This is a genomic window from Vibrio sp. B1ASS3 (assembly GCF_905175355.1).
GTDB lineage: Bacteria > Pseudomonadota > Gammaproteobacteria > Enterobacterales > Vibrionaceae > Vibrio > Vibrio owensii.
The window spans coordinates 2,139,048-2,151,644 of the sequence record NZ_HG992743.1 but is presented as its reverse complement, the minus strand read 5'-3'; the positions used below and the strand labels follow the sequence as shown (position 1 = coordinate 2,151,644).

General features: G+C 47.2%; 7 protein-coding genes and 1 pseudogene. 6 read left to right on the top strand and 2 right to left on the bottom strand.

Annotated elements, in window-relative coordinates; all coding sequences use genetic code 11:
• The first annotated feature begins 11 nt into the window (after positions 1 to 11).
• Positions 12 to 2,318 carry an MMPL family transporter gene (locus KJB05_RS27810; protein WP_208444768.1) on the top strand — a complete coding sequence of 769 codons (2,307 nt, stop codon included), beginning with the start codon at positions 12 to 14 and terminating at the stop codon, positions 2,316 to 2,318.
• 57 nt (positions 2,319 to 2,375) lie between these two features.
• On the opposite strand, the gene KJB05_RS27805 is transcribed toward KJB05_RS27810, so the two are convergent.
• Positions 2,376 to 3,053: a helix-turn-helix domain-containing protein gene (locus tag KJB05_RS27805; RefSeq protein WP_005435794.1), complete on the bottom strand. Its 678-nt coding sequence runs from the start codon at positions 3,051 to 3,053 to the stop codon at positions 2,376 to 2,378.
• Positions 3,054 to 3,529: 476 nt separating this feature from the next.
• Here KJB05_RS27805 and pdxH point away from each other — a divergent pair, with 476 nt between their 5' ends.
• A complete protein-coding gene (pdxH, locus tag KJB05_RS27800) occupies positions 3,530 to 4,165 on the top strand; it encodes a pyridoxamine 5'-phosphate oxidase (protein WP_009706666.1) in 636 nt (211 codons plus the stop codon).
• Between the two features lie 69 nt (positions 4,166 to 4,234).
• Here the strand turns inward: pdxH and KJB05_RS27795 are convergent, their stop codons facing one another.
• On the bottom strand, positions 4,235 to 4,987 hold the full coding sequence (locus KJB05_RS27795; RefSeq protein ID WP_005435790.1) for a helix-turn-helix transcriptional regulator: 753 nt from the start codon (positions 4,985 to 4,987) through the stop codon (positions 4,235 to 4,237).
• 744 nt (positions 4,988 to 5,731) lie between these two features.
• On the opposite strand from KJB05_RS27795, the gene KJB05_RS27790 reads away from it, so the two are divergent.
• From KJB05_RS27790 to putP, 4 genes and pseudogenes are all read left to right on the top strand, one after another.
• Entirely contained in the window at positions 5,732 to 6,544 is an 813-nt protein-coding gene (locus tag KJB05_RS27790; RefSeq protein WP_005435788.1) for an AraC family transcriptional regulator, read from the top strand.
• Positions 6,545 to 6,944: 400 nt separating this feature from the next.
• Positions 6,945 to 10,075, top strand: a pseudogene (putA, locus tag KJB05_RS27785) (bifunctional proline dehydrogenase/L-glutamate gamma-semialdehyde dehydrogenase PutA).
• An 11-nt stretch (positions 10,076 to 10,086) separates the two neighbouring features.
• Complete coding sequence (locus tag KJB05_RS27780) at positions 10,087 to 10,794, top strand: 1-pyrroline-5-carboxylate dehydrogenase (protein WP_009706663.1); 708 nt, start codon at positions 10,087 to 10,089, stop codon at positions 10,792 to 10,794.
• Positions 10,795 to 10,931: 137 nt separating this feature from the next.
• Positions 10,932 to 12,425 carry a sodium/proline symporter PutP gene (gene putP / locus KJB05_RS27775; RefSeq protein ID WP_208444769.1) on the top strand — a complete coding sequence of 498 codons (1,494 nt, stop codon included), beginning with the start codon at positions 10,932 to 10,934 and terminating at the stop codon, positions 12,423 to 12,425.
• Positions 12,426 to 12,597: the final 172 nt, after the last annotated feature.

Genomic DNA, 12,597 nt, shown 5'->3' with positions numbered 1-12,597 from the left:
AGTCTCGAATAATGAAAAAATGGACAAAACCCAGAGCCTTGCTCGCCCTTGTGGGGTGGCTCTGCATCATGGCCCTAGCGTTTGTTGGCTTAGGGAAACTCGGCTTAAACAATGACTATAAAGTGTTCTTTAGCGACGACAATCCAGATTTGATCGCGTTTGAGAGCATCGAAGAAAAATACAACAGCAATGACAGCGTATTGATTGTCTTGCACCCGAAATCGGGCGATGTCTTTCAGGAAAATGTGCTGAAAGCAGTCATGGAACTGACGGAATATGCGTGGCAAACACCTCACTCATACCGTGTAGATTCTTTGACCAACTATCAATATACCCATGCTCAAAATGATGATCTGATCGTCGAAGATTTTGTGAACGCAAACCAACTGAGCAATACCCAGTTACTTGCGGAGAAGAAAGCCTATGCGCTTAAACAACCTGAGCTGGTTAATCGTTACTTAGCTCAAGACGCGAAATCGACGGCGATTAATGTGTTGGTGCGTTTGACGACGGAGGGTCAGTCCGAAGAAGTGCGTGAAATCGCACAGTTCTGGCAAGACAAGATCGCTGAAACTCAGACACGTTACCCTGACGTGCAGTTTTATCTCACTGGTCAGGTGATGCAAAACGACGCGTTTGGTGAGGCGACACAGCGAGATATGGGCAGTTTGGTGCCGGGCGCATTGCTGCTGATTGTCATCGGCACGGGCATCTATCTGCGTAGCTTGTGGAGTTCGGTTGTAGTGACGTTAACCATCATCTCTTCAATCTTCATCGCGCTTGGTGCTGCAGGTTGGCTCGGCATGGCAATTACCTCTCCGTCTGCATCTGCACCGCTTATCATTCTGACCATGGCGGTTGCCGATTGCATTCACTATTTGCAAGGCTATAAACATGCGCTAAACAAAGGCGAAACCAAGCTGGTGGCGTTGCAGCAATCGATGGAGAAGCATCGTCTACCCATTATTCTGACCAGTTTGACTACTGCGGTTGGTTTCTTGTCGATGAACTTCAGTGACTCTCCTCCGTTTAACGATTTGGGCAACATCACCGCGATGGGCGTGATTGCTGCTATGTTCCTGACGTTGTTCTTCGTACCTGCGCTTTTGGCCGTGTTACCAGCAAGAAAGAGTAAAGTAGTGAAGCGCTCAGGGCTTGCCAAGCCACTTGAAGCCATCGCTCGCTGGGCAATGGTGAAGCCTGGATTAAAGATCGCTGTCGTTGTACTTGGTGGTGGCGTCATTGCTGCAAACTTGGTTCGAAACGATATAGATGACACCTTGTTTGAATATTTCGATGAATCCTATGCGGTGCGCCAAGCGAACGACTTCACCTACGCGAACTTAACGGGTGTGGCGAGTATTCAATATGCGATTCGACCAGAACAAGGTGAACTGATTACCTCTCCTGATTTCCTGCATAAGTTGGATCAGTTTGTTCAACAGGCTCGCCAAACCGAAGGCGTGTATCACATTCAATCGCTGACTGACATCATGAAGCGCTTGAACAGCAGCTTGCATAACGATGAAGCGGGTGAATATCGTCTCACCAGTGATCCTGAGTTGTCTGCTCAAACACTTTTGCTTTATGACATGTCGCTTCCATACGGATTGAACCTCAGCAACCAAGTCGCGTTGGATAAAAAAGAACTGCGCGTTATCGTGACGGCGAAGAAGATGTCGTCCAATGATTTGATTGCTCTGGAGTCGACGTTACGCAGCCAGTTGTTAGGCTTATTTCCTGAAAGTAGTGTTAGTCCTGGAGTGAGCGCTGACATCATGTTTGCGCACATTGGTTATCGCAACAACGTGAGCATGTTGACGGCGTCTGCCGCGGCACTATTGGTGATTTCCTTCCTTATTGGTTTGATTCTGCGTTCCGTTCGCCTTGGTGTGATTAGCATCTTGCCAAACATCTTGCCGGCCTCCATTGCCTTTGGTTTGTGGGGACTGAGCATTGGTGAAGTTGGCTTGAGTCTTTCCGTCATTGCGAGTATGACGCTAGGTATCGTCGTGGATGACACCATTCACTTGCTCTATCGTTATCACACGTCTCGTAAGGAAGGGAAGTCGGAAGAAGAATCGATTGTTACCGCCGTTCGAGAGACTGGCGTGGCAATCATAGGTACTACAATAGTGCTCAGTGCAGGCTTCTTTGTGTTGGCGAGCAGTTCCTTCAAGATGAATGCGGACATGGGCCTGATGACCGCAATCACCATCATTATCGCGCTTGTGCTTGATTTGTTGTTGATTCCCGCCTTGCTCAAAGTGACAGGGAAATCTGCCAAAGCAGCACAACACAAACCACAAACCGCCTAATTTACTGACACTCTTGGCTTGTACCACTTGGCTTAGGATATTCGTCCTAAGCCTTTTTTAATCCTCGTACCAGCCTAACTCGATCGCTTTTGACACGGCATGTGTTCGGTTATGTACGTCCAACTTACGGTAAATATTTTGTAGGTGGTATTTGACAGTACGTTCACTGATGTTGAGTAAGCGGCTGATTTCCCAATTACTCTTGCCCAGTTTTAACCAAGGAAGCAATTCACATTCTCGAGTCGTTAGTTGGCTCTCTGGAGCAGGGAGCGTTTCCACTCGGATGTTACGATCACAAACGTAGCTCGAAGCCATATAGAGGTGGGGCGTTAAAAGATACAACGCGTCGATTTCTTCGCTGGAAGGTTGGCGGTCACCAAAGGAGGTGAGGTAAATGGCCTTCTTGTCGCCATGATATCCGGCCAGCAGTAAGCGCTTACCGTAATCTGGATGGGTATGTGAGTCCATCAGAGCCATGATGCCGTGATTGGATTGCTGTAATGCCGCGATTAATGGGTCACTTTCGGCGGTTTTTTTGCTAAAGCAGTTGGCAAATTGATCGGGAGAGAAACCATAACAGACAGGGTCTGGAGCGTAATCATCACCGAATAAACCGAGGATACTGAATTCAAAATCAATTTCGTTTTGTAGTTCTCCAAACCAAGCGTGAATAGCGTCAGAGCTTTCGGCGCATCTGAGCTGGTTGGAGAGTTCGAACAGTCTTAGCTTGTCCATAAGCAAATGTCTTTCCTAGCAACGTTGTTTAATGTGTTGTGGTTATCCACTTTTATTATGCATGTCTTTTAGTATACCCAAGCGGCCTCAAAAAAGGGATTGAGAGTCCGGTTTTCAGAGCGAATTGAGGTAGGTGAATAAGCTAATAAACTTACGACTCACCAGCATTAGTACCTGAAATACTGAGTTTTTTGAGGCCACTGGGTAGCAATTATTGTCTTTAGTGGAGCAAAAACGAGCAATATTATTTTGGAATGACTTCACATTGTTGGTTTTCACCCTACTTTCATCAACCTAACGACATAAATCACAGTGAAGTCTGGGCTTGTTTGTTACGCTTCGGCATCCCATGCGATGGATCTTTGTAGTACTCCAACCGTAAGAGTCGTACTAGGTCTTTAAACATCCATGTGTGCTGTCCTTGTATTTCGAAATTATCGGGCGCACAATCGACAAAAACGAGTGAAGGAGTGAAGATGGAACTTGCTGATATTCGTCGTGAGTACACAAAAGGTGGCCTGCGTCGTAAAGATTTAAAAGCAGATCCGATTGATCAATTTAACCTGTGGTTAGAACAAGCGGTACAAGCTGGTCTGACTGACCCGACGGCGATGACAGTCGCGACAGTCGACGAAAATGGCATGCCGTTTCAACGTATTGTGTTGCTAAAAAGCGTCGATAAAGATGGTTTTGTGTTCTACACCAACTTGGGCAGCCGTAAAGCGCAGCAGCTTGAGCACAACAGCAACATCAGCCTGCATTTCCCATGGCACCCGCTTGAGCGTCAGGTTCACATTACAGGTGTGGCTGAAAAACTCACCGCCATGGAAAACATGAAATACTTCACTTCTCGCCCGAAAGACAGCCAACTGGCTGCGATTGCGAGCAAACAAAGTAGCCGTATTTCAGCGCGTGGTGTACTAGAGGGTAAATTCCTCGAACTGAAGCAGAAGTTTGCCAAAGGTGAAATCCCGATGCCGACTTTCTGGGGTGGTTTCCGCGTTAAGCCACAAAGCATTGAATTTTGGCAAGGTGGTGAACATCGTCTGCATGATCGTTTCTTGTTCTCAAATCAAGAAGGTGAATGGGACATCGACCGCCTTGCGCCGTAGCCACTTCGATGAAGAGATAAAAAAACACCGCCGAAATTGGCGGTGTTTTTGTTTGAACAGAATCAAGAATCAGCGTTCACCGTTAAGCACGACTGAAAGCTGATGTTTCAGCAACGTCTTTGGTACAATAGAGCCATAACCAGCTTCCATCGCTTTATCGATGAGCTCGTTTTTACTGTTGGCTTCAAACTTAGTACGTAGACGAGCCACATGCCCTTCTACGGTTTTGGTTGAAATCCCCATCACCTGAGAGATGAATTGCGGCTTCTTGCCATACAGCAACAAGAACAAAGTTTCTTGCTCACGGCAGGTTAGTTTCTCTGGCTCGGGCTTAAGGTTAGCGAATCGGAAGATCGACTGCTGATTCGGTGAGCCGCCAATGGCTCGGCAAACCCAATAGCCTACTTCGATGACGGCAGTATCAGTCAGTTCACGACCATAAAATATGGTGCCAATGATGTTGCCATCGTCATCTCGCCAAGGCGTCTTGGTAAAGATATGCGCGCGCCAATGACCATCTGGATAAGGGTGTATATCAAGGATCTTTAGCGACTCGCCAGTTTCAATCACGTGTTTATCTTGTTCTCGAAACTCTTGCGCGCACTCCGTGGTAGGGCTAGCCATTTCAAAGTCTGTTTTACCGATACAGGCTTCAGGTGAATCGTACCCAATTAACTCTGCGTATTCCTGATTCACATAGCGGAATACCGAATCTTTATCTTTGCACCCCCAACAACCCGGTAGCTGTCGAAGGAGCGACTGTTCTATGGTATTGACTGGAATATTCACAATGGACTCACTACTGCTACTCATCGCCTGCATGATTGCAGGTCGGTATTCTCACTTCGTTTATCCTACGTTTTTGAATCACAACCACCACCTTGATCATGCTTTCGAGAATCGCGCCAGATAGAACTGGAAGAGAGAAGGTCGAGCAAGATAACTCAGCGTGATGATTAACGTCAGGATACGGTGAGATGGCCGATATATTATCAGCTTATGCCATTGTTTTCATTGGCGATAGGCAAAAAAAAGCCAGCCTGAAGACGGGCTGGCAACACAAGATATAATCTTGTCGACGTGTAGAAGAGGTTCTAAATTACATAGCGAGGGTCTGCTAAGTAAGTTAGAGGTATCAAGTAGATACCGTTGAGCTCAGGGTCGTATGCATCCTAGAGCTCGAGGTCTAATGTATTGAATTGTGAGCATATTGGTAAGGGGGGAAATCCCTCTATCTCCCTGTTTTTCGGGCATTTCACACGCTTTTGATCGTAATTTTGACCTCGTGGCTTACATTGGTTTGCATTTCAACGGCAAGGATCTTTGTGAACGGCTTGTCTCATCTTTGGTAATTTTGGCTATCTGTCCGTTTTTGTTAAAAAAATTGGTTGCACATTGACCGTAAGTTACTCTTACATGATCATCGTTCCGGAACTATGATCATGTAGAACGCCTTGATCGTGTTGGTTTGATCTTGTGCGATTGGAAGGGGGAAGATTTGCAACCCAACCGAGAAGGTATATGATGCCAAGGTGTAAGCCGACTGTATAAAGACGACTGTTCGAAATGAGTGATTCAGATAACCCGAAAGCCCCGCCATATAAAGAGATCATGCTGCCTAAACCAGCAGAGTTGATCACGCTTCCGTCTTATATGGATTGCCATGATCATGCTTACACGCAGATCGTGATCGGCTTGAAAGGACAGGCCGAATTTGAGGTTCGTGGTCAGGGAAATTTAGTGGGGCCAGGGCAAGGTTGCATCGTAACAGCGTCTTCTGATCATGCTTTCGGTGGCGTGATTCATCAATCAGACATTTTGGTGCTCAACATGCCAAAGCCTGCCAACGATGATCCCGAGATGCTGCAGAAAATCAACAATCTAGAGCGCTCTCATCTTTATTTCCAATTGGACGGTCAAATCCAAAAGCTGATTCAAATGTTGGTGCAAGAGATGCGTAATCACCCAGACGATTTACTGCTTAGCCGCGCATGTAACGATACCGTGATCGCTCTTATGCAGCGTCATATCTCTGCATTTGAAACGTCGAAGAAAGAATCTCGCTTTGATTTGGACGCCATTGACCGCTACATCGAACAGCATTTGAGTCATAAAATCAGTGTGGCGCAGTTGGCAGGCAGTGTGTTTTTGGGTGAAAGCCAATTCCATAGCTTGTTCAAAGATCAGATGGGCATTACGCCGCATCAGTACGTGCTAGGCAAACGCATCGACATGGCGCGCGATTTGATTGAACAAGGCCACTTAACCTTGGGGCAAATTGCCGAATTCACTGGCTTTTCGAGCCAAAGTACCTTCACGCATACTTTTACTCGTTTACAAGGATTATCACCTTCTCAGTATAAGAAACAGGTTGGTTAATCTTATTCATTTAGTTGCTTATTTGGAAAGAGCCGCGCATGAGTCGCGGTTTTTTTGTGCTTGCATTTTGCACAGGAAAATCAAATTTTTTTGCGTAATTCTCCGAAAGTTTTCAGCGTTTTTGTTCGTTTCTCACAAAAGCACAATCTAAATCCTTCTTATTCAAACAAAATCTGTCGAAAACCTGTCTACTTTTGTTGTAAATGACATGCAAAGATGAATTTTTACAACACAATATATTATCTATTTGCATGTGACTATGTAGATGTTTTGTTATAAAAGCGAGTTTTTAGCAAAAAGCTCGGAGTTTTTGACAAGTATTCTTCTCGCCCTCAAAATACACTGCCAACCATTGATGATCCTCGAAGCGGTTTTCGAGGAGAGAGATTGAGGAAAACGCATGTTTACTGCAACGAACGTGTTAACACCAGAATTTATCGAGCAGCCGCTTGATAAGTTATGGTCACTGATCTCGCCATTGTACATGGTGGACGAGTCTCAATGGCTAGAGCAACTATTGCCACTAGCAACGCCGACAGCGGAAGAAAAATCGGCAATCACGACCCAAACAACCCAGCTTATCGAAGCTATCCGTGCGGATAAGAAGTCAATCCAGATGATTGATGCGCTATTGCTGGAATACAGCCTTGATACCCAAGAAGGTATCTTGCTGATGTGTCTTGCAGAAGCATTGATGCGTATTCCTGATTCAGCAACGGCGGATGCACTGATTAAAGATAAGTTAAGCGTAGCGGATTGGAAATCTCATCTTAAGAGTTCTGATTCCGTGTTCGTTAACGCTTCAACTTGGGGCTTAATGCTAACGGGTAAAGTGATTGGTCTTGGTGAGCAAGAAACCCAGAGCCCAGGTCAGGCTGTAAACCGTCTGGTAAACAAATTCTCAGAACCTGTGATTCGTAAAGCCATGTATCAGGCAATGAAGATCATGGGTCATCAGTTTGTACGTGGTCGTACGATTGAAGAAGCGCAGAAGAATGGTCGTCCAATGCGCGACAAAGGTTTCACTTACTCATTCGATATGTTGGGTGAAGCGGCGCTGACTACGGCAGACGCAAGCAAGTACTTCAAAGACTACCTAATGGCGATTGAAGCCGTAGGTCGTGAAACCTACGGCAGTGATACGAGCCCTGCGCCTTCGGTTTCTATCAAGCTTTCTGCACTTCACCCACGTTACGAAGTGGCGAATGAAGAACGCGTGATGACAGAGCTTTATGACACTTTAACGCAGCTGCTCAAACGCGCTATCGAAGTCGATGTTGCAATCACGATTGACGCAGAAGAAGCGGACCGTCTTGAGCTGTCACTCAAACTGTTTGAAAAACTGTACCGCAGCGACCTAGTGAAAGGTTGGGCAAGTTTGGTCTAGTAGTTCAAGCCTACTCGAAACGTGCACTACCTGTGCTCGTGTGGCTAAACGGTCTAGCGAAAGAGCAGGGCGATCTGATCCCACTGCGTCTAGTAAAAGGCGCGTACTGGGACAGCGAAATCAAGTGGTCACAACAAGCGGGTTACGAGAACTACCCAGTTTACACGCGCAAAGAAGCGACGGATGTTGCTTACCTAGCGTGTGCGCGCTTCCTACTGAGTGAAGGCGTGCGCGGTAATATCTTCTCGCAGTTTGCTAGTCACAACGCGCACACTGTTACGGCTATTGCTGTAATGGCAGAGCACAAAGATTACGAATTCCAACGTCTGCATGGTATGGGCGATTCGCTTTATAACCATGTAATGGACACTTATGGTCAGCCAGTACGTATTTACGCGCCAGTCGGTAGCCATGCGGATCTACTGCCTTACTTGGTTCGTCGCTTACTAGAAAACGGCGCGAACAGCTCGTTTGTGCACCGTTTGGTCGATGCGCGTTGTCCAATTTCAGAGCTGACGCATCACCCTGTTGATGTGTTGACCTCTTTTGATACCTTGCACAACGGTCAAATTCCAATGCCAACTGGCATTTTCCCAGAGCGTAAAAACTCATACGGTGTGAACGTTGATATCGACAGCGAAGCGAAGCCGTTTGAAGCGCAGGTAGAAAGTTTCCTAAACCAGAAGTGGACTGCGGGTCCGATCATCAACGGCGTGAAACATGCCGAAAGCATGATCAAGGAAAACTCAGCAGAGATCATTACTGCCCCTTACGATCGTCGTATTGAAGTGGGTCAGGTGGCTTTCGCAAGCCTTGATCATGTTTCCGCTGCAATCGAAGCGGCTGATGCTGCATTCCCAGAGTGGAAAGGCACCGCAATTGAACAAAAAGCGGCGTGCCTAGACAAGCTTGCGGATCTGATGGAAGAGAACTTGGCTGAGCTGGTGGCGATTTGTCACCAAGAAGCGGGCAAGACTATCCATGACAGCATTGATGAAGTGCGTGAAGCGGTCGACTTCTGTCGTTACTACGCGAAACAAGCACAAAATCTTCAGCCGTTTGAGCTAGAAGGTTTTGATGGTGTGAAGCGCATTTCAAGCCGTGAAGGTTTGGGTGTATTCGTTTGTATCAGCCCATGGAACTTCCCACTCGCGATTTTCCTTGGTCAAGTAACTGCTGCATTGGTTGCAGGTAACACCGTTGTGGCTAAGCCTGCTGAACAAACCAGCTTAATTGCGGCGCGCGCGATTGAATTGATGTTAGAAGCCGGCTTCCCTGCGGGTGTGATTCAGCTATTGCCGGGTCGTGGTGGTGAAATTGGTCATGCATTAACGTCTCACGATGCGATTGCAGGCGTGGCATTTACTGGTTCGACAGCAACAGCGCAGCGCATCAATGTGACGCTTGCCGAGCGTGGCGCGAAGCCAGTACCGTTTATCGCTGAAACTGGCGGTCAAAACGCCATGATTGTGGATAGTACGGCACTACCAGAACAAGTTGTGCGTGACGTGATTCGTTCCGCTTTTGCTTCTGCAGGTCAACGCTGTTCCGCTCTGCGCGTTCTATTTGTTCAAGAAGATGTTGCGGATCGCATCATCAACCTTATCCAAGGTGCGATGAATGAACTGCATGTTGGTATTCCTTACCTACACAAAACCGATGTGGGTCCGGTTATCGACAGCAATGCAAAGAATAAACTCCTTGCTCACCTAGAGCACATGACAAGCACGCAAACCAAAGTTGCTCAGTTGCAATTGGATGAAGCGTGTCAGCACGGTGATTTTGTGTCGCCAAGTGCGTTCGAAATCTCGGGCATTGATGTTCTGAAAGAAGAGCAATTTGGTCCTATCTTGCACATTGTTCGCTTTAAAGCGTCTGAGTTGCCAAACGTGGTTGAGCAAATCAACCAAACTGGTTTTGGTCTCACAATGGGCATCCACAGCCGTAACGAAACCACTTATCGTTGGATTGAAAAACACGCTCGCGTGGGTAACTGCTACATCAACCGCGATCAGGTTGGTGCGGTGGTTGGCGTTCAGCCATTCGGTGGTCAAGGTTTGTCTGGTACAGGTCCGAAGGCAGGTGGTCCTCACTACCTATACCGCTTTACTAAACAACATCTTGTTCAAGCAGAGAAGGCGTAAGGAGTCGCATTATGGTTCATCAGATCACGTATTTTAAAGATGCATTCTCTGCGTGGGAGCAGTGGAATCTGACCGATTTTGATTACAAATGTGAGCATTTGCTGGCATTTAAGTCTGCGATTGAAGAGCAGCATAGCGTGGTGGGCAAAGTGGTGTCTTACCACTTGCAGCAAGCGTCTGCTCTGCTGGCAGAAACTCATCAGTTAGTGGGGCCTACGGGCGAAACTAACGAGCTGTACGCAGCGGGTCGCGGTGTGGCTTTGGTCGTTTGTGAAAACAACCTAGCAAATACCGAGAACGCTCTGTACAGCACATTTGCAATGATCACCTGTGCTCTGATTGCAGGCAACAGCGTGGTGATTTGCAGTGACAATACAGAGCTTACTCAATTGGTTAAGCAGGCTGTAGCGTCAGCAAACTTCCCATCTAACTTAGTCCAAGTGGTTGCGTACGATGCGTCTTCCCCGTTGTTAGACAGCGACGTACGTAGTGTGGGTTATGTTGGGCATTCACAGGTTGAGCATGCGCTTAACCTGCAACTGGCTAAGCGTGACGGTGCCATCGTCGGCTTAGTTTCTGAAACGGATTTAGAGTCACCGACATTGACTCATGATCCTCATCTGTCGTTGCGCTTCATTACCGAGCGTACTCGAACGATAAATATTACAGCAGTGGGCGGTAACGCGACTCTACTCGAGTTGGGAAGCGACTCCCACTAACCTGACTTGTGATACCAATCTGAATCAAAAGAGCCTGAGAGCTTACTCGGGTTGGTATCTCTTACTTTGATGTATTGCTGCGATGGCAAAATATCAAAGCGGGCAAGGAAGGAAATAATTATAACGAGGACTATCAAATGATAGAAAATAGCTTTGCTATCACGACCACTTTTGTGGCGTACTTACTAATTATGGTTGCCATTGGCGTTTACGCGTATAAGAGGACTTCCAATTCATCTGACTACTTCCTAGGTGGTCGTAGCCTTGGTCCATGGCCAGCGGCATTATCTGCAGGCGCATCAGACATGAGTGGCTGGTTGCTACTTGGTCTTCCGGGGTATGCGTATGCAGCAGGTATTGAAGCGTTTTGGCTAGCAGGTGGTCTGCTTGTAGGTACATGGCTAAACTGGTTAATCAGTGCAAAACGCCTACGCACGTACAGCATCCAAACTGATGCGCTAACGCTGCCTGAGTTCCTGTCGCGTCGCTTTAACGATAAGTCGAAACTGATTCAGACAATCTCTGCGTTCTTCATTCTTCTATTCTTCCTTTTCTACACCAGCTCAGGCTTGGTAGCAGGGGGTAAACTGTTTGAGACCGTATTCGGCTTGGATTACAGCATTGCCGTTATCATTGGCACGGTGTGTGTGGTTTCGTACACGCTATTCGGTGGTTTCTTAGCGGTATCTTGGACGGACTTGGTGCAAGGCCTATTGATGGCGGCAGCACTTATGATTGTACCTGTTGCAGTAATGGACGGCGGTCTAGGTCAACTAGCGACGGACATGCACAACATTAACCCAGAGCTACTAACGCTATGGAGCGACGTGAAAGGCGAGCCTCTATCGGCTATCGCGATCATCTCTTTGGTAGCATGGGGTCTAGGTTACTTCGGTCAGCCACACATCCTAGCGCGTTTTAAAGCTTCTCGTTCAAACAAAGACCTAACAACAGCGCGTCGTATCGCTGTGGGTTGGACTGCGCTTTCTATGGCAGGTGCAATGCTAGTTGGTCTTGTTGGTCTAGTGTGGGTAACAGGTCACCCTGGTACACAGCTAGATGACGGTGAGAAAATCTTCATGCTATTGGTGAACACAGTATTCCACCCAGTGATTGCAGGTATCCTATTGGCGGCAATCCTAGCGGCGGTAATGAGTACTGCGGATTCACAGCTTCTAGTATCTTCATCAGCTCTTGCAGAAGACTTCTACAAGCAAGTGATTAAGCCAGATGCAACGTCTGAAGAAGTGGTAATGATTGGTCGTGTAGGCGTTATCGTGATTTCTCTTATCGCGCTATTCCTAGCAATGACGCCAGACAGCTCTGTTCTAGGTCTTGTATCTTACGCTTGGGCTGGCTTTGGCGCTGCGTTTGGTCCAGCAGTTGTACTTAGCCTTTACTGGAGCGGCATGAACCGTAACGGCGCACTAGCAGGTATCCTAATCGGTGGTGTGACTATCGTGGTTTGGAAACAGCTAACAGGCGGTTGGTTCGATGTGTACGAAATCGTACCGGGCATCATCTTCTCTACTATCGCTATCGTGGTAGTGAGCAAAATGACTGGTGGTGCAGCAGCAGAAGTGCTTGAGCAACACAAAGAATACGAGAAGAAATTGGTTGAGCTAGACTAATCATTCTCAAGTGCAAACAAAGCCCGCGTTCGTCGCGGGCTTTTTTGTGCTTACTCGATGGTGATTTGAATGACCCGTAATACCTCAATTAGAGAATTTCTGAGGTATAGTGAAAAACGTGTTGACCCGTCTATCAGTGTAGGGCTGATGCTATGTCTGTACCGACAAAAGG